This window comes from Thiohalocapsa sp., from assembly GCF_022340605.1.
Classification (GTDB): Bacteria; Pseudomonadota; Gammaproteobacteria; order Chromatiales; family Chromatiaceae; genus Thiohalocapsa.
Window position 1 is genome coordinate 51,786 of sequence record NZ_JAJDNQ010000081.1, and the last position, 17,416, is coordinate 69,201.

Genomic DNA, 17,416 nt, shown 5'->3' on the forward strand with positions numbered 1-17,416 from the left:
TGAGCGTAGCGAAGGCTCGAAGACTGTTCAACCGAGCGCCAAGGGAGTGACGAATTTCCGCAAGTGCTGGAAAAGCCGCTCCGGCGCGTGACTTGGCGCTTGCCGCGCCGGAGACGGCGCTTCCACAGTGCCAACAAGGCGATGCGGCCGCCAGGAGCGCTTACGCCTTTGTCGGCTCCCTGCTATTGCCTATTTCGCCAGCGCTGCCGGCGAGCAGGATGATCAGTTGATGCCCGTCCGGATCGCGCGTCGCAATGCCGGTGACCCCGCCCGCGTCCTCGGTTCGCGCAAGAATGGGATGACCGCCGTCGCCGAGCCTGGCGACGATCTGCTCCAGCGCCGTTGTCGTGAACAGCAAGTGGTCGGCCGCGATGTCGCCGGGCGCCGGCGGTGTATCCGGGGCCTGCGGCGGCGGATCGAGATAGGCCAGCAGCTCGACGTGCGGCGCGGGCGTGTCACTGGGCGCGAGCGTGATTACCTGTACCTGCGTGTCCGTCAGGTCGTCCAGCCGGTCTTGCTCCGCGCCCCGGTTGAGCTGCCGGGCGGTGCAGTCCAGGCCGAGCATGTCCTGATAGAAGGCGATGCTCGCCGTGCCGTCGCGTACGGAGATGGCGCTGTGGTCGATGCCGCCGCGCGTGGCGGGTGCGCCCTCGTCCGGGGGAAAGGACAGCAGCTCAATGGGGTGGCCCTCGGGATCGTAACCCTTGAACGCCGTGACGCCGCCGGATTCGGGCGGCAACTGCTGTGGGCCGTCACGGCTGATCGGCCGCACGCCGTGTTGCAGCCAGCGTGTATGCTCGGCCGTGATGTCGTCGGTGACGAAGGCGATGTGCTGGAAGGCGAGGTCGTTGCCCGGCAGCGCTTGCGGCACGGGCCGGGCCTCGGCGGGCGCTGCGAGCAGCAACAGGGGTTGCCGGCCGCGCCACAGCCAGCGCCGGGCCCGCATCGGCTCGCTGGCCGGCCGCAGCAAGGGCATCAGCAGCGCGTCGGGTGCGGCCGGCTCGCCGTCGACGCAGCCGCAGGCGTGCCGATAGAAGGCGCTGGCCGCCCCGAGATCGCGGCAGTTGCGGGCGATGCCGAGCAGACAGCTGACGCTCACGGCCGCCGCGCCCCGCGCACGTTGAGGAAGGTCGCGTACAAGGCCTGGCCGGCGCAGATGAACAGCCGGCTGCGAGCGCGGTCGCCGAACTCGATGTTGGCCACCGTGCAGCCCAGCTTGATCTTGCCGATCAGGCGCCCGTCGGGGTCGATGCAGTGCACGCCGTCGCCGGCGGCGCTCCACAGGCGTCCGTCCTCGTCGCAGCGCAGGCCGTCGGCGTGGCCCGGGGTGACGCGATGAAAGCAGCGTCCGTTCGCCAACGAACGATCCTCCTCGACGACGTCGTAGACGCGGATGGCGTGCTCCGGCTCCGCGGCGAACTGCGCGCCGGACGCGACGACATACAGCCGCGACTCATCGGGCGAGAAGGCGAGCCCGTTGGGGCCGTGCAGATCCTCGGCCACCCGGTGCAGCGCGCCGTCCGCGGGATCGATGCGATAGACCGCTTCCGGCGCTTCGCTGCGCTGCTTGCCGCCCTCGTAGTCCGTGCTGATGCCGTAGACGGGGTCGGTAAACCAGATGCTGCCGTCGCGCTTGCAGGCGACGTCGTTGGGTGAATTGAGCCGCTGTCCGGCAAAGCGCTCCGCCAGCACGGTCAGGTCGCCGTCCCATTCGGTGCGGAGAATGGCGCGCTGCCGGTGCGAGCACCCGATCAGGCGTCCTTGCTGGTCGCGGCAGTGGCCGTTGGGAAATCCTGCCGGCTCGCGGAAGACGGATATGCCGCCGGCCTCGCTCCAGCGCATGATACGGTCGTTGGGGAGGTCGCTGAACAACAGGACCTGGTGGTCGGCGAACCACGCCGGGCCTTCCAGCCAGCGAAACCCGTCCGCCAGCTTCTCCAGCGGCGCATTGGGCAGCACCAGGGGCCGGAAGGACTCGTCGATGATCTCGAGATGGTCCATGGCTAGCTGCGGTGGCAGGGCCGTGCCGTGGCCTCTTCGTGCAGTTGTATGGTCATCAGGCGCGCGGGCTCGTCGCCCACCGTCCCGGAGCGGTGTCCCTTGCGCCCCTCGGCGTCGGCGACACAGCCTTGATCCTCGCCGAAGGAAAGCTCGCCGGGGCCCATCTCGATGCGGGTGCCATCCATTGATTCGACGAACCAGCGCCCGGAGAGCGGGACGATCCACTGCGGCGCGGGATTCTCGTGCCATTCGCCGACCCAGCCCACCGGCTGCACGGTGAAGACCACGGTCGACTCGACACGCTCTTGCTGGTCGTTCCATTGCGGGTCCGCATCGCCGACGCTGTGCTGCTCGAAGCCGCTCAGCGCGCAGCGCTCCTGGTGGCTGACGCCATTGTCGTCGCGCCACAGGTGCCAGTAATGGGTGACCGGGGGCGTTGCATCGCCGCTCATTGTTGGTCTCCTCTGGGGTGGGTCGATGAAAGGCTCGTGGGCGCTCGCGGTGCCGACGCCAAGGGCGCCCGCGCGAAGTCGCTGACGGTTTGGAATTGACTGGCCAGGATCAGCAGCATGAATCCGCCGACCAGGCCGAAGTTTTTCATGAAATCGAACAGATGGGTGCGGCCTTCGCTCTCGCCTTGAGAGAACAGATCCGGGTAGCGCCAAAAGCGGTGAAAGAATAGTGCGGTGACCACGCAGTAGCCCGCCATCAGGAAGGCGGCGAGCCGATCGAACAGACCGAGCACGATCAGCGCCGGGGCGACGATCTCCAGCGTGCCCGCCAGCACCAGCAGGACGGCCGCGCCGGGCAGGATCGACGACTTGGCCTGCGCCATCGCTTCCTGGCGAAAGAAGATCTTGTGCAGGGCGCTGAAGGGAAACAGGATCACCAGACCGATGCGGGCCAGCAGGAGCGCGCCCTCGCCATTGAGCCAGTGCAGCAGCGCGTCCATCAGAGGCGCTCCTTGATGCGATCGGCCACCCGCAGGGCATTGGCGACGATAGTCAGGGTTGGATTGACCGCCCCGATCGATGGGAAGAAGCTGCCGTCGACGACATAGAGGTTATCCAACTCGTGGGCGCGGCAGTCGGTGTCGAGCACGCTCGTCGCCGGGTCGGTGCCGAACCTGCACGTGCCCACCTGGTGCGCGGTGCCGCTGACGCCGATGCGCTGGGTGAAGAACAGGTGCCCGCCGCCCGGCAGCCGGGTCAAGGTGCCGGCGTTGGAGAGATCCTGCTTCCAGCGGTCAATCAGCCGCTCGTGGGCCTCGAGGTTGTTGGGGGTCAGGGTCAGCACGACGCGCTCGCCGTCGTAGTGGATGCGGTTGTCGGGGTCGGGCAGGTCCTCGCTCTGCATCCAGAAATCCAGCGCATGGGCGGCGAGCTTCTCGAACGGCCAGTCGGGCAGGAAGCTTAGGAACGACGGCAGCGCCTGGGCACGGATCTGCGCGCCGTAGGCCCGCGCCATCAATTGCACGAGGCCCAGCGGATACGCCCAGTCCGGTGCACTGAAATAATAGTCGCTGAGCGCCATCGTCTTTTGAAAGACGCTCTCGTCGCGCTCCTGGAGCACGCACATCAGGGCCGAGAGGTTGTGCCGCATGTAATTGCGGCCCACCAGACCAGAGGCGTTGGCCAGTCCGTTCGGGTGGCGGTCGTCGGCGGAGCGCAGCAGCAGCAGCGCGCTGGACAGGGCGCCGCCGGCAACGACGACGATTTCGGCACTGTAGACCTCATCCTTGCCGTTGCGGGTGACCAGCACGCGCTCGGCCCGGCGGCCATCGGCGCCGGTCTCCAGGCGGGTGACATTCGCCCCGCTCAGCAGGCTGACGGTGTCTGGATATCGGGCCAGCAGCGGGTCGACGCAGATGACCTGCGCGTCGGCCTTGCCGTTCGTGGGGCAGGGAAAGCCGTCGAAGCGGCTGCAGCGAATGCAGGGGCTGGTTGGCGTCGCGCCCTGCGCGTCCTCATCGAGCCGGATGCCCAGTGGGATGTGATAGGGCTTGAGCCCCTGCTGGGTCAGGGCCTGATTGAGCCGGTCGATCTGGCCCTCGTGGCGCACCGGCGGATAGGGATAGGGCGTATCCGCGGGCGGCTCGCAGGGATCCTCGCCGCGCTGGCCGTGGACCTGGAAGAGCCGCTCCGCCTCGTCGTAATAGGGGGCATAGTCGCTGTAGCCGAGCGGCCAGGCAGGCGAGATGCCGCCGCCATGGGCAATCTCCCCGAAATCGCGCTCGCGCAGCCGAAACAGGGCGGCGCCATAGACCTTGGAATTGCCGCCGACGTAGTTGTGCAGCTCGGGGCTGAAGGACTCGCCGTCCTTGTCCTGCCACTGTTCGCTGGTCTGATAGATGAGATCGCCAAAGACCCGCTGCGGGTCCCAGTTATCGACCGAGCGCGGCAGGTAGCCGCCGCGCTCCAGCAGCAGGATACGCTTGCCGGTTCCGGCGAGCCGCCACGCGAGGGAGGCGCCGCCGGGCCCGCTGCCGATGACGATGAGGTCATAGTGATCGGTGACGGAAGCGCTGGAAGGCATGGCGTGATCCCGTGTGTATCGAGGTGACGAGGATGCGCGGAGAACCCCTCAGCCGCCGGTGGCGAAGCCGGGATAGCAGGTCATGCCGCCGTCCACGAACAGCGTCGAGCCATTGACGTAATCGGACATGTCCGAGGCCAAATACACCGCCGCCTGGGCGATATCCTCCGGCTCGCCGATGCGCTGATAGGGGATCAGCTTCATCAGCTTGGCGTAGGCATCCGGAGAATCCCAGACCTTGCGATTAATGGGCGTGCGGATCGCCCCGGGCGCGATGCTGTTGATGCGGATGTGCAGCGGCGCCAGCTCCTGCGCCATGCTCTGCATTAGCATGTCGATGCCGCCCTTGGATGACGCGTAGTTGGCATGGCCGGACCAGGGAATGACCTGGTGCACCGAGCTCATGCAGATGATCTTGCCGGCCGCGGCCGACACCTCCTCGCGCACACCCCTGCGCTTGAATTCCTTCACCGCCTCGCGCGTACACAAAAACTGACCGGTCAGATTGACGCTGATGACCTTGTTCCACTGCTCCAAGGTCATCTCGTCGTAGGCGGCGTCGCGCTGAAGGCCGGCATTCGCCACCAGGATGTCGAGCGTGCCGAAGGCATCCAGCACGGTGTTGAACATCGCCCGGACCTCGTCCTCGTTTGAGACATCCGCCTTAACCGCGATGGCCTTCACCCCAAAGCCCTCGATCTCCTTCACCATCGCCTCGGCGACGTCCTCATCGGTGATGTAATTGATCGCGACATCCGCTCCCGACCGCCCGAGACCAGTCGCCACCGCCTTGCCAATGCCGGAATTGGCGCCCGTCACCAGCGCCTTCTGGCCGGCCAGCAGCAGGGGCCAGGTGTAGTGGGGCAGGGTATCGTTGCTGGATTCGTCGGACATTTGGTCGCCTCGAGTGTGGTTGTGTAGGCGGTGCCACGATCGGGTCGGTCAGCTTGAAGCGCGAAGTGACCGAGCTCGCCACGCTTGCTCGATGCCGCGCAAAAGTCGGGCCGAAGCTAGGCCAAAGTCGGGCCAAAACCGGAAAGGCCGGCCCGCGCGCCGCCGCGGCCGTGCACGTTCTGCGCTCCGGTCGCCGGCAACTCGCAATCTGGTGCAAATTTGCCGCCTGGCCGGCTCTCCTCCACCAGCCCCCGGCGGCCATCTGGTGCCGCGCAGGTGGGCATCGGGGCTTCGTGGCAGACAGTCGCGCTTGGGATTGCTGTATTCATACGGCGGCCGCGAGGCTTCATTAAGCGGCACCGCCCGGACACCCTGATGGTGCCCGGTTGCGGCCTATGAAACGCAGGAATACAAGAACCATGCCCGTACCCGCCGACAGGCAAAGACGGGCCGCGCACAAGGCCGCCAGCTCCCAGGTGGAGAAGCCCCGCGCTTGCCGGCGTTGATCACACTTCCCACCAGCGGGGCAGCGCTGGCTCCAACGCTCCAGCGTTGGAGCAAAGGCGGACGCTCTGCGTCCCGAAACCTCCGTCACGACTAGTCGACGCATAGGATGGGCAAAGCGCAGCGTGCCCATCTTGCTGCGGGCGGCATTCACCAACATCGCCGAACCGAGCCCTTGGCGACGACAGTCGCGGTCAACCCGGCGGAGCGCCGCAGACCGATTCGCGGGCTTGGTGCGGACGGCGCATCAGGGCTGGATGCTGAGCCACTCGCGCAGGTTCGCGAAGCGCTTCTCGCCGATGCCGGGCACGTGCGTCAGTTCTTCGAGCTTGTGGTAGGGGCGGTGCTCGATGATGGCGTTGGCGAAGCGCTCGGCGAGCAGTGCTTGGACCGCCGCCGCGGCGTCGGCGCCTAGTGACTTCGCGAGCCGGATGGATTCCGGTACCTGATCGCTGTAATACGTAATGCCGAAGTACCGGCGTTGTGCCCGTAGGCGGCGGGCATCGGTCTTGTCGCTGACGTGGAACTCGATGGCGTCGGCGCCATACAGGCGGATGGTGTGCCGCTCGCCATTGGGGAATTCCACCTGGAAGCTGTCGCCGTCGGCCCAGTCGGTGGGGATGAGTTGGACGCCTTCGATGCTCTGCAGGTCATCGGCGTCGGCGGCCATGACCGGCAGTGCGCCGGCGAGGACGCAAAGGAGCAGCAGGGCAAGGTACGGTAAGGACGTGGGCAACAGCGGTTTCTCGTGTCGGCGTTGGATGCGGTGGCGTTGGATGCGGGCCACATGCCGGGTGGGAAGTAGGCGGTGCGATGCCGCTCATGGGTCTGGCCGCGCTACGGTTTCCGGCGGCATGGTCCGCACGGCGGACCCTACAGTCATAGGGTAGCGGGACGGTCCGCGCTGAAACATCGGGGGGGGTTGGTGATCACGCCGCTCCCCTGTGGCGGCGCCGTCTGTGGGAGCGCCGTCCTCGGCGCGACGGATACTCGGTTACGGCGAGGACGCCGCTCCCGTGGGAGTAGGGTGCTGGACCAGATCGTAAGCGAGGCATCACGGCGTTATGCCAGACCTCGCATGCCGTTCCGGGGCGGGGCAGGAATCCGTCGCAGGTCAGGCGGGGGTAATTCGTCCGCGATGGTGCCGATATGGCGCGCATCGTGACCGCCGGATTGTCGGGTCGTGCTGGGGCGCGGGATCGATGGCGCGGGGTGGCGTGGGGTGGGGTGGTTTGGCCGCTGCGGCACGTCGGGCTTCGCTGTCGCTCGGCCCGACCTACCCCGACCTTTGGGCTACTGGCCGTGTGGGCTCGCCGCGGGACTTACCAGCGGCGCGGCGCCCCGCCGCGGCTCGGGCGGTCACCTTTGGGCTTGGCCTGGTTCACGGTGATGTTGCGGCCCTTGAAGTCGGTGCCGTTCAGTGCCTTGATGGCGGCGTCGGCCTCGGCGTTGTTGCCCATTTCGACGAAGCCGAAGCCCTTGGATTGGCCGCTGAACTTATCGGTGATGAGGTTGACGGTGTCGACGCTGCCGTATTGGGAGAAGGCCTCGCGCAGGTCGTCATCGGTGACGCTGTAGGGGAGGTTGCCAACGTAGATGTTCATGGACGTGTCTCGCGGATTCTGGTGCTTGAGGTTGACGTTGCCGCGACCGTGCGGCGTTGGTCCGGCGGCCGGGTGAACCGGCGCGCGGACCTGGCCGCAAGGTGCGGGCTGCCGCCGGCTGGTCCCAGTTATTTTTTGTGTGGGGCGCACCGGCGGTGGCGCGAGGAGACAGGGAGCTACGAATCTCGGGGGAGCGGGCGGGGCCAGGTTGCGCTGGCTCCCGCGTGGTACCGGAGATGCTTGGTACCGGGGAGCCGGGCGCCGGGTCGGGCCGGGCAGTCTCGTCGAAAAGGGCAGATGCCTTGCGCCGGGCGGTTCTGGGCCACCGCAGCGTATCCTCTCCCCGCACCATAGCAGGTTGGCGGCTGGGGCGCTGGCTTTTTTCGGTGGGACCGCCGGGAGGTCGGACTTTGCCGTCGGCCTGGCCGGGTGGCGGAGTGCGTGGAGAGCCGCCGCCGCGAGGGCCAGTGTCGGGCTGCGCCGTGGCGCGGCCCGATCTACCAGGGCCACGGGGCTGGGTTCCACCTGCGCGAGCCGCGTCAATCCCCCCGCCAGAATCCCTCCAGCAGCTCGAAGGTGGCCTCCGGGTGCTCCCAGTGCGGTAGGCCCATGTTGGGGGCCAGGGTCTCGTGGCGCCAGTTGGGCCGGCTGGCGGCGAACTGCGGCAGGCGCTCGAAGCTGACGTAGGGGTCGCGGTCGGCGATGGCGAGCACGGGCACGTCGGTGAGCCGGGCGTACAGGTTGGTCATGGCGTCCTGCGTGAAGAGCTGCCCCGACAGGAAGGTGAGCGGCGCGAAGCGGGCGCCCGGCTGGTGGGATGTCGCGTAGGCGTAGTCGATGAGCTCCTGCGGCGCGGTGGCGGTGAAGGACTTGTTGAGGTAGTAGCGCACGCTCTGCCGGGAGGTCACCAAGTCGAACAGCCCCTGCGCCCAGAGTGGCGTCGAGAGCACGCGGTGGGCGACGCGGCCGACGCCCGGGCCCGGCACCTTGCGCTTGCTGAAGCCGGTGGGGGAGACGAGCACCAGCGAGGCGACCTTCTCCGGCGCGCTCAGCGAGGCGCGGGCGGCGAACTCGGCGCTCAGCGACAGCGCCAGCAGGTCCGCCGGCGTGCCGATGACCTGCTCCAGCATGGCCTCGATGGCCTTGGCGTACAGCGCGGGGGAGTAGACGTAGTCGCCGCGCTCGGACTGGCCGAAGCCGGGCAGGTCCATGCTGTAGACGGGGCGCTCGGCGCGGAAGCGCTCGAACAGGGGCTTCAGCTCGAAGCTGCTGGGTGCGGCGTTGATGCTGTGCACCAGGAGCAGCGGGCGGCCGCCGCCGTCCTCGTCGGCGTAATAGGCGATGCGGCCGGTGGCCTCGGTGTACAGCTCGGCGAGCGGCGCGTCGAGCGCCGGCGGCAGCGGCGGGTAGATGCGCTTGCCGGGGCGTGCGGCTTTGGCTTGATTCATGATGCGGGCTCCCTGTTGCGAGGGCAGTACGGCGGCGGTTGCATTTGGCCGGCCAGCGTGGTGATTATGCGCCGTTGCGGCGCCGGTTGCCCGCGTTGGCGAGGGATGGCCTGATGGTTGGCTCGAGTACAGAGGTTCGTCTTCGTGAATCCGGAAAAGGTCGTCTTCGGCTTCTTCATCCTGCTGGCGCTGACGCTGAACGTCGGCTTCGTCTACGGCGATATCGCGGACCCCAACCACCACCACGTTTGGGAATTCGCGGCGGTGTTCCTGGTGAACGGCATCGCCACCGTGCTCAAGCTTGGTGATCGCACACAAATGGGCGCCGTACTGCTCGCCACCAGCCTGGTGGCCATGCTGCAGCTCTTCGCCGCGGCACTGGTTTGGACCATCGCCGCCCATGGCACCGAGGCCGGCATGACGCCGGGCTCGCTGGCGAGCGTCGTGTCGCTCGCGGTGGGGGCCGTGGTGGCGAACGTGGTGTCGGTGGTGCTCCTGATCGTCGAGACGGTGCTGCTGCGCCGCTGAGGCGCCCGAGCCGCTTCCGCCCAACCCACTCCCCTCCGGCAGCCACTCAGCTCCGCCCATCGTCGAGGTCTCGCCGACTGACATCCCCGCCGTGGACAGCATTTTCTTCCTGATCTTCCGGCGCATGCGCGCGCCGCTGCTGGCGCTGATGCTGACTTATGCCGTCGCCATGGCCGGGTTGGTTGCCATCCCCGGGCAGGATGCCGCCGGCAGTCCGGTGCACATGAGCTTCTTCGAGGCGTTCTATTTCGTCAGCTACACGGCCACCACCATCGGCTACGGCGAGATCCCCTTTCCGCTGACCGGCGCGCAGCGCATCTGGGCCACCTTCTGCGTCTACGGGACGGTCATCGTCTGGCTCTACTCCATCGGCTCGCTGATCGCGCTGTTGCAGGACAAGAGTCTGCAACGGGCGATCCAGGAGCGGCGCTTCGGCACCCAGGTGCGCAGCATCCGCGAGCCCTTCTACCTCATCTGCGGCTATGGGCAGACCGGCAGCGGTCTGGTGCGTGCGCTCACCGATCGCGGTCAGCGCGTGGTGGTGCTCGACAACAACCCCGACCGGGTGGACCTGCTCAAGCTGGAGAACCTGCACGAGTACGTGCCGGCACTGCGCGCGGACGTGCGCCGGCCGGACAACCTGCTGCTGGCCGGGCTGCGGCTGCCCAATTGCCGTGGCGTGCTGGCGCTGACCTCCGACAACGACGTCAACCTCAGGGTCGCGCTGGCCGCCAAGCTGATGCATCCGAGCGCCACCGTGATCTGCCGGGCGGACTCGCACGAGGTGGAGGCCAACATGGCCTCCTTCGGCACCGACCACATCTACGACCCCTTCGACATCTTCGCGCTCTACTTCGCCACCGCGCTGGAGGCGCCCTGCCTGACGCTGCTGGGGGACTGGCTTGGCGAGCTGCGCGGCACCGAGCTGCCGGAGCCCATCCAGCCGCCGTCGCACGGGCTCTGGGTCATCTGCGGCTATGGGCGCTTCGGCAAGGCGCTCTACGCCCACCTGAAGACGCAGGACGTGGAGCTGGTGGTGGTGGAGGCGCGCCCGGAGCGCACCGGCAAGCCCGACTGCCTCATGGTGCACGGGCCAGGCACCGAGGCGGCCACGCTGGAGGAGGCCGGCATCCACCGCGCCGTCGGGCTCATCGCCGGCACCGACAACGACGCCAACAACCTCAGCATCGTCATGACCGCCAAGGCGCTGAATCCGGGCCTGTTCACAGTGATGCGCGAGAACCACCTGATGAACCGGGAGCTGTTCGACGCGGTCGGCGCGGACATCCTGATGCACCCGAGCCTAATCGTCGCGCACCGCATCCGCATCCTGCTCACGGCGCCGCTGCTGACCGACTTCGTAACCCATGCGCGCTTCGAGGAGGATGCCTGGGCGTGCGAGCTGATCTCGCGCATCGCCGCGCTGGCGCACGACCGGGTGCCCGACGTCTGGCAGGTGCAGATCGATGCCGAGGGTGCCTACGCGATGCTGAAGCTGCGCCGCGACGAGCCCTTCCCGACCATCGGCGACCTGCTGCGCGACCCGCGTGACCGCGGCTGCCGGTTCCCGGCCATCGCGCTGATGCGCCGCCGCGGCAATGGCACCAGCCTGCTGCCGGATTTGGGCGAGCGGCTGCGGGAGGACGATCAGATCCTGTTCTGCGGCCGCCCGGGCGCACACGCCGGCATGCTTTGGACGCTTCAGAACATTCATGCGCTGACCTACGTGCTGCACGGCGAGAGCCCGCCGCGGGGCTTCATCTGGACCTGGCTGCTGCGCCGCCAGCAGCGCCGGGCCGCGGTGCGTGCGGACCACGACGATGACGGCAAGCCGCCCGCGGACGCCGCGCCGTGAGAGCGGCGTGCCCGCCGCCATTGACGCGCCGGCAGCATCCCCGCCGCGATGGATGTGGGAGCGGCGTCCCCGCCGCGATTCGCGCGCCAGCAGCGTCCCCGCCGCGACGACTGTGGCAGCGCCGTCCCCGCCGAGATGAGCCGGCCGGCCTGGCACCCGCCATAGGTTTGAATCCCCCGCCCGGCTGTCATATCGTCCGCAGGAGCCCACCCTGCCGCGACGCTGCCCGTCCGCCGGCGACGCCCGATGCCTCCCGGCATCCCCAGGTCTTACCAACCGGAGGCCGCCCATGAACCCACTAATGGACCGACTTGCCGAGGACCATCGCCGCCTGACGCTCGTGATGGCGTTGCTGGAGGGCCTGATGGACCGCTTCAGCGACGGCGCGGAGCCCGATTACGAGCTCATGTGCGAGCTGATGGAGTACCTGATGGACTATGCCGACCAGGTGCACCACCCGAGCGAGGACCTGATCTTCGAGCGCCTGCTGTCCATGCCGGGCCAGGACCACGAGGTGCTGCGCCGGCTGATGCATCAGCACGAGTCGTTGGCGCAGTTGAACCGCCGCTTCAAGGAGTCCCTGGAGGGCATCGTGCACGAGGAGGTCCTGCCGCGGGACGAGGTCGAGATCCAGGGCCGCCAGCTGCTGGCCGCGCTGCGCGACCATATGCGCCTGGAAGACGAGCAGGCCTTCCCCCTCGCCGCCGAGCTGCTCGGCGACGACGAGTGGGCGGAACTGCTGGCCGCGGCGCCGAGCGCGCAAGACCCCGTGTTCGGCCAGGCGGACCCGGAGCGTTTCCGCGCCCTGTACGGCCAGTTGCGGGCCGAGACGCGGGAATGACCGAGGCCGCGGCGGCATCGGCGCACGCCGCGGCCGCCACGCGGTGCTGGTGGACCGGCTCTGGCGGCTGTTCCCGCGGGTGATGGACCTGGAGCTGCTGCGACGTGCCCGCGTCGAGGCCAGGCTGCGGGCGGCGCTGGCGGGATAATCGTGCGCCCGGCCGCGGAGGCCAGGGGCCGCTCAGGGCCGCAGAGACCGGGCGTCATCCGGCGTCATCCGGCGTCCGCGGGTCGGGCTTCGCTGGCGCTCGGCCCGACCCACCTTTCAGTCCGATCGACACCGCGCGCGCAGGATAGGACCGCCATGACGCTTCAGATCACCCCGGACATCGCCCTCGACGAGGACGAGCTCAGCGAGCGCTTCGTGCGCGCGCCGGGCCCCGGCGGGCAGAACGTCAACAAGGTTGCCACCGCCGTGCAACTGCGCTTCGACGTGCGCCGCTCGCCGTCGCTGCCCGCCGCCGTCCGCGCCCGCCTGGAAAAGCTCGCGGGCTCGCGCCTAGACAGCGACGGCGTGCTCACCATCCACGCCCACCGCCACCGCACCCGCGAGCGCAACCGCGCCGACGCCCGCGAGCGGCTGGTGGAGCTCATCGCCAAGGCGAGCCACGTGCCCAAGCCCCGGCGGCCCACCAAGCCGTCGCGCGCCGCCAAGGCGCGGCGTGTGGATGAGAAGAAGCAGCGCGCGCGGGTCAAGCGCCTGCGTGGACCGGTGGGGGGTGGGGACTGAGCCGCGAGCGAACGGGTCCGGTGGCTCGAGCACTGCCCCGGCGCATTCGTGACAGCGCTGCCCGGAAGCCGCCCTGCAACGCCGGCCGGCCGGAGCGCCCGCATCCTGGGAGCGCCGGCATCCTGCCGGCCACTGGGACCGCCGGCATCCTGCCGGCTACTGGGAGCGCCGGCATCTTGCCGGCAATCTGGATCGCCGGCTTCCTCCCGCCGCGAGGGGAGAAGGCGGCGAATGACCGGGCGGTCCAGCGGTTAGCGTGCTGCCGTGGCCCGGGGCGGGACGCCCCGGGGCCCAGTAGCCGGCAAGATGCCGGCGCTCCCAGGAAGCCGGCGCTCCCTGTCGCCAGGCTGGATGCTGCTGATCGGTCCGGGCTTCAGCGAGCGGCCGATGGCTCGCCGTCCGCGGCGGCGGCAAGGTCCTTGTCGATCTTTTCCGCGATGTCCATGGATTGCAACTCCTTGACGCGCTCCGGCGGGTAGCCGAGCGCGGCGAAGTCCAGGAGGCCGTCGGGGCTGTGGCAGTCCTTGCAGGTGTGGCCCTCGCGCTGGATGCCATGGTTGACCATCAGCGTGCCCATCTGGCGCATCCAGTGCGGCTCGACGCTGGGCATGCTGCCATCGGGCTTGAGGGGGAAGTCGGTCTTCCAGCCGCCTTGGACGCCGAAGTAGGCCATGAACTCGTCCATCATGTAGAGCTTGAAGGGCTCCTGGTACATGCGCTCCACGATCGGGTCCTGGATCGCCACCTTGACCGCGCCCAGGGAGTTACCGGTCTCGTAGTAGGTGGCGTAGTCGAAGGGCAGGATCATGGCACCGAACGGCCCCTGGTTGCGCATGTCCTCGTACATCATGGCGTTGAACGGCTTGAACGGATAGATGCGGCTCTTGCCCTCGGCCATGGCCTGTCTGAGGTTGTCCTGGATCATCTGCTTGCGCTTCGCCAGCATCTCCGGTGAGAGCTGCGACAACGGCTGGGTGGCGGCCTTGACGTAGGCGTCCACGTCGATGTCCGGGTAGATCGCCTTAAGCTCCTCGGCCTTGGCGCGGATGGCGGCGATGGCGTCCGGATCGGTGATCTCGGCGATCTGGTGCATCAGCGGGTTGTAGCTGCCGTCGCCCTCCGGATTGTCGCCGAGGGCGTTGGCCAGGAAGGTGCCGTTGCCGTTGAACCAGAGGTAGATCAGTCCCTTGCCGGGCTCGCCGGACTTGTAGACGTCGGTGAACTCCCACATGCCGTCCTCGGCGTTCCAGGTGGGGTGCACCCAGTCGCGCAGCACGACGTTGTCGTCTTCCAGCTTCTTGATGTGGCAGGTCTCGCAGGCGATGCGGGCGACGTGGCCGTTGAGCAGCGCGCTGTGCTCGGAGGCGTTGTGCGGTGCGCTGCTGTGGCAGCCCTCGCAGGTGACCTCCTTGCCGGGCAGGTCGGTGGCGACCAGGTCGACGCCCTTGGTGCCGCGCGGGATCTTGTGCCCCTCGGGCCGGTGGCAGTCGGTGCATTGCACCTGGGCGGCGGCGTGCAGGTCGTCCTCGGGGCTGAACGGGTTACCGCGCTTGGCGCCGTGGTGCAGGATGCGCTCGTGCTCGTAGCCGAGCTCCTTGGCGGCGACGTTATGGATGTAGGTGTCGCCACCCATGTTGTGCTGGTGGCAGTTGAGGCAGTTCTTGTTGCGGGGCAGGCCGACGGTGAGGGCCGCGCGCATGCTGCGGTCCTGGTTCCAGCGGGTGCCGTGCTTGTCCTTGATGACATAGCGCTGGTTCATGTCGTACTGGTCGGCGTGGCAGATCAGGCAGTCGATGCCCTGCTTGGCGGTCTCGGGCACCTCGCCCACCGGCATCATCTTCGTGGTGGCCGGGTGATAGTTGCCGCCGATGTGGCATTGGCCGCAGCCCTCGCTGCGCAGCACGATCTCATCGGCCGGCACGTGGGCGGGATCGGCATGGGGGTCGCCGTCGGGCCGGCTCTCCACCAGAGCCGCCCAGCCGGTCCAGGTGAAGCTGCCGGGGATGCCGCAGGCGCGATCGATCTTGCCCACCGGGATCGGCCGCGCCCCCTCTGCGTTCACGCGCCGGCCGTCGTAGCCGTAGGTGGAGAAGCCGTTGACCGCGGAGCTCTGAAACTTGAAGTGCACCGTGTCGATGATGTCGTTCATCAGGTCGACCGTGCTGGCGCTGCCGTCCGGATGGCGCACCTGGATGGTCTCGTGGCAGGTGAGGCAGGTGGACGGCCCTTGGTAGCTGCGGATGCCGGCGTCTCGGAAATAGCCGATGTGGTCGTATTCCGTGTGCTCCATGTACGATGGGGTGCTCATCAGGATTTCGACCTTCATCTCGCGGGCGAAGGCGTCCTGATCGGAGTTGACCGTGGCCTCGGCCCGGTCGCGGCGGGCCTTGTCGGTGAGCTCCAGCGCGAGCTGCTCGAACTCGGGCTCCGACAGGGTCTCGGTGGTGGCGTAGGTGAGCGGCGCGTTGACGGAGCCGGTGTAGGCTTCGAACAGCAGCGGATAGACAAGCTTGTAGAGCAGGAACAACACCGCCAGCACCAGCATGAAGATCAGCACCCAGCGGCTGGTCCCCGAGAGCTTGCGGGTTTCTTGCGCTTCGGTCGATGTGTTCATGGTGACGGACTCGGACTACTGAGCGGCTATCTGATTCGAGGCTGATCGTGGTGGCCTGCCCTCGCGGACCACGGCCTTCGCGGACCACGGCCTTCGCGGACCACGGCGTTCGCAGTCCTCGGCTCAGCCGGACTCGGCGGCCGCGCCGGCGCCAGCCGATTCCCTGGCCCCCGGCCCCTCCTCACGCCCGCCTTCCCGGTGCCAGCCGGTGATCATGGCCTTGAGGTTGGTGGTGGGCGTCTCGCCTGTCGTGATGATGTAGACGTGTACCACCAGGAACAGCAGCATCATCCAAGCCAGCAGGAGGTGCGCCATGGCCACCAGCCAGATGGTGCCGAAGCCGAACAGGGTCTCCGGCAGCTCGGCCGTGAACAGGAAGGCCCAGCCGCTGATGATGAGCAGCGGCATCAGCGCATACATGACGCCGACGTAGCTCAGCGTCTGCAGGGCGTTCAGCTTGTGCTCGGCGCTGACGTGGAACGGATGCGGCTCGTTGACGAAAATGCCGTAGACGTAGTAACGCGTCTGCCGGTACAGGTCCAGTGGCAGGGTGCGGATGTTCACGAGGTAGTGCTTGCCGTTGCCGCCGACGGCGTTGCCAACCAGGAAGGCGGCCCAGGAGACCGTCAGCAGGATGCCGCTGGTGTTGTGCACCGGCACGGCGACGTCGAACGGGATCAGCCAGCCCAGCGCGAAGTGCATGCTGATGCCGGTGATGAGCGAGGTCAGGAACAGGGCGGCGTTGAGCCAGTGCCAGAGCCTGAGCCAAACCGGGTAGAGATAGAGCGCGCTCATTGGGCCTCCCGCTAGCGCTTGTGAGCCTGCTTGTGGGCCCGCTTGTGGGCCAGATAGCGGCCATAGCCATGGGCGGCGATGCCCAGCACCATCAGGCCCACCACCGCCAGCGCGATGCGGTCGATGCTGGGGCTGCGGCTCATGCCGATGATATAGGCGTCGTTATAGACGGCATGGGCCAGGAAGCCCTTCTGCTCGCGCTCCTGCTCGGAGCGGTGGACATAGAGCTGGGCCAGCAGCTCCCCGCCCTTGCTGTGGCACTCGACGCAGTTCTGGTTGCTCTCGGCGGCGCCGAGCAGCTCGTGCGACGGCGCGTAGAGGTCGCGCCCGGCCAGCGGTGTGTGGCAGTCGAGGCAGCGCACCGCGCTCCAGTGCGCCTGCGGGTGCGGCAGCCAGCCGTGCCCCTTGGGCACCGGGGTCAGCAGCTCCGAGTGACAGTTGAGGCAGATGCGGTTGGTGGCCGCGACCACCTGCTTCACCGGCGTGTCGTTGGGAAGCGGCCTGAAGGTGTGCGGGTCGTGGCAGGAGAAGCAGCTGAAGGGCTCGTGCGGCGCCTTGTCCGCATGCTCTTTTTCCTCCTGGACGTGCACGCTTTGCTCGAACTGCCGGTGGAAGGCATCGAGGTTGGGCGCGTCGTGGTCGTCGTCCTCCTGGTGCTCTTCGTGGCAGCCGACGCAGGTGAGCCCCTCCTCGGCGCTGCTGGTGGGGTGCGGATAGCTCTGGTAGCCGCCGTCGTGGCAGTCGCCGCAGGCCAGCTCGTGGTGCACCGAGTGCTGGTAGGCATCGCGGTCGATGGAGAGGTTGACGATCTCCCGCGTCTCGCGATCGCGGTAGGCCAAGGTTTCCATCCAGTGGCAGCGCATGCACGCGGGGCTGTCGCCCCGGCTGATGCCGGGCGTCTCGTCGCCATTGGCGGCGGTCGCGGCGGCCGGCAACGCCGACCACAACAGCAGGAACAACGCGGGTAGCGCCCAACCGGCGCCCCGCCTGCGGTGGAGATTCAGGTTGCCAATCATCTCGGCTCACTCAGACAGCGCACGGAGATCTCGTCCGGGCCTCCCCGGGACC

General features: G+C 68.1%; 16 protein-coding genes. 4 read left to right on the forward strand and 12 right to left on the reverse strand.

Annotation, left to right across the window (positions count from 1 at the left end):
• Positions 1-160: 160 nt before the first annotated feature.
• From LJE69_RS11250 to LJE69_RS11290, 9 genes are all read right to left on the reverse strand, one after another.
• Positions 161-1,099: a VOC family protein gene (locus LJE69_RS11250; protein ID WP_296924959.1), complete on the reverse strand. Its 939-nt coding sequence runs from the start codon at positions 1,097-1,099 to the stop codon at positions 161-163.
• The gene (locus LJE69_RS11255; RefSeq protein WP_296924961.1) at positions 1,096-2,001 is read right to left on the reverse strand and encodes an SMP-30/gluconolactonase/LRE family protein; all 906 of its coding nucleotides are present in this window, start codon (positions 1,999-2,001) and stop codon (positions 1,096-1,098) included. Before LJE69_RS11255 ends, LJE69_RS11250 begins: the two co-directional genes overlap by 4 nt.
• Before the next feature lie 2 nt (positions 2,002-2,003).
• Positions 2,004-2,453 (reverse strand): cupin domain-containing protein, encoded by a 450-nt coding sequence (locus tag LJE69_RS11260; RefSeq protein WP_296924964.1) that lies wholly within the window; start codon positions 2,451-2,453, stop codon positions 2,004-2,006.
• Complete coding sequence (locus LJE69_RS11265) at positions 2,450-2,953, reverse strand: DoxX family protein (protein WP_296924966.1); 504 nt, start codon at positions 2,951-2,953, stop codon at positions 2,450-2,452. Before LJE69_RS11265 ends, LJE69_RS11260 begins: the two co-directional genes overlap by 4 nt.
• Entirely contained in the window at positions 2,953-4,536 is a 1,584-nt protein-coding gene (locus tag LJE69_RS11270; protein ID WP_296924968.1) for a GMC family oxidoreductase, read from the reverse strand. The genes LJE69_RS11265 and LJE69_RS11270 overlap by 1 nt, the downstream gene beginning before the upstream one ends.
• 48 nt (positions 4,537-4,584) lie before the next feature.
• On the reverse strand, positions 4,585-5,430 hold the full coding sequence (locus LJE69_RS11275; RefSeq protein ID WP_296924969.1) for an SDR family oxidoreductase: 846 nt from the start codon (positions 5,428-5,430) through the stop codon (positions 4,585-4,587).
• Positions 5,431-6,181: 751 nt separating this feature from the next.
• On the reverse strand, positions 6,182-6,670 hold the full coding sequence (locus LJE69_RS11280) for a helix-hairpin-helix domain-containing protein (RefSeq protein WP_296924971.1): 489 nt from the start codon (positions 6,668-6,670) through the stop codon (positions 6,182-6,184).
• A gap of 586 nt (positions 6,671-7,256) precedes the next feature.
• Entirely contained in the window at positions 7,257-7,538 is a 282-nt protein-coding gene (locus LJE69_RS11285) for an RNA-binding protein (RefSeq protein WP_296924973.1), read from the reverse strand.
• A 539-nt stretch (positions 7,539-8,077) separates the two neighbouring features.
• Entirely contained in the window at positions 8,078-8,986 is a 909-nt protein-coding gene (locus tag LJE69_RS11290; RefSeq protein WP_296924976.1) for an alpha/beta hydrolase, read from the reverse strand.
• 144 nt (positions 8,987-9,130) lie between these two features.
• On the opposite strand from LJE69_RS11290, the gene LJE69_RS11295 reads away from it, so the two are divergent.
• From LJE69_RS11295 to arfB, 4 genes are all read left to right on the forward strand, one after another.
• The gene (locus LJE69_RS11295; RefSeq protein WP_296924978.1) at positions 9,131-9,514 is read left to right on the forward strand and encodes a DUF6394 family protein; all 384 of its coding nucleotides are present in this window, start codon (positions 9,131-9,133) and stop codon (positions 9,512-9,514) included.
• A 91-nt stretch (positions 9,515-9,605) separates the two neighbouring features.
• Positions 9,606-11,369 (forward strand): TrkA family potassium uptake protein, encoded by a 1,764-nt coding sequence (locus LJE69_RS11300; protein ID WP_296924981.1) that lies wholly within the window; start codon positions 9,606-9,608, stop codon positions 11,367-11,369.
• Positions 11,370-11,658: 289 nt separating this feature from the next.
• Positions 11,659-12,210 (forward strand): hemerythrin domain-containing protein, encoded by a 552-nt coding sequence (locus tag LJE69_RS11305; protein ID WP_296924983.1) that lies wholly within the window; start codon positions 11,659-11,661, stop codon positions 12,208-12,210.
• Between the two features lie 303 nt (positions 12,211-12,513).
• On the forward strand, positions 12,514-12,939 hold the full coding sequence (arfB, locus tag LJE69_RS11310; RefSeq protein ID WP_296924986.1) for an alternative ribosome rescue aminoacyl-tRNA hydrolase ArfB: 426 nt from the start codon (positions 12,514-12,516) through the stop codon (positions 12,937-12,939).
• A 373-nt stretch (positions 12,940-13,312) separates the two neighbouring features.
• On the opposite strand, the gene LJE69_RS11315 is transcribed toward arfB, so the two are convergent.
• The 3 genes from LJE69_RS11315 to LJE69_RS11325 all read right to left on the reverse strand — a co-directional run bounded on the left by LJE69_RS11315 (position 13,313) and on the right by LJE69_RS11325 (position 17,364).
• Positions 13,313-15,553 carry a nitrite reductase gene (locus LJE69_RS11315; RefSeq protein ID WP_296924988.1) on the reverse strand — a complete coding sequence of 747 codons (2,241 nt, stop codon included), beginning with the start codon at positions 15,551-15,553 and terminating at the stop codon, positions 13,313-13,315.
• A gap of 123 nt (positions 15,554-15,676) precedes the next feature.
• The gene (locus tag LJE69_RS11320) at positions 15,677-16,348 is read right to left on the reverse strand and encodes a cytochrome b/b6 domain-containing protein (protein WP_296924991.1); all 672 of its coding nucleotides are present in this window, start codon (positions 16,346-16,348) and stop codon (positions 15,677-15,679) included.
• 11 nt (positions 16,349-16,359) lie between these two features.
• Entirely contained in the window at positions 16,360-17,364 is a 1,005-nt protein-coding gene (locus LJE69_RS11325; protein ID WP_296924994.1) for a cytochrome c3 family protein, read from the reverse strand.
• Positions 17,365-17,416: the final 52 nt, after the last annotated feature.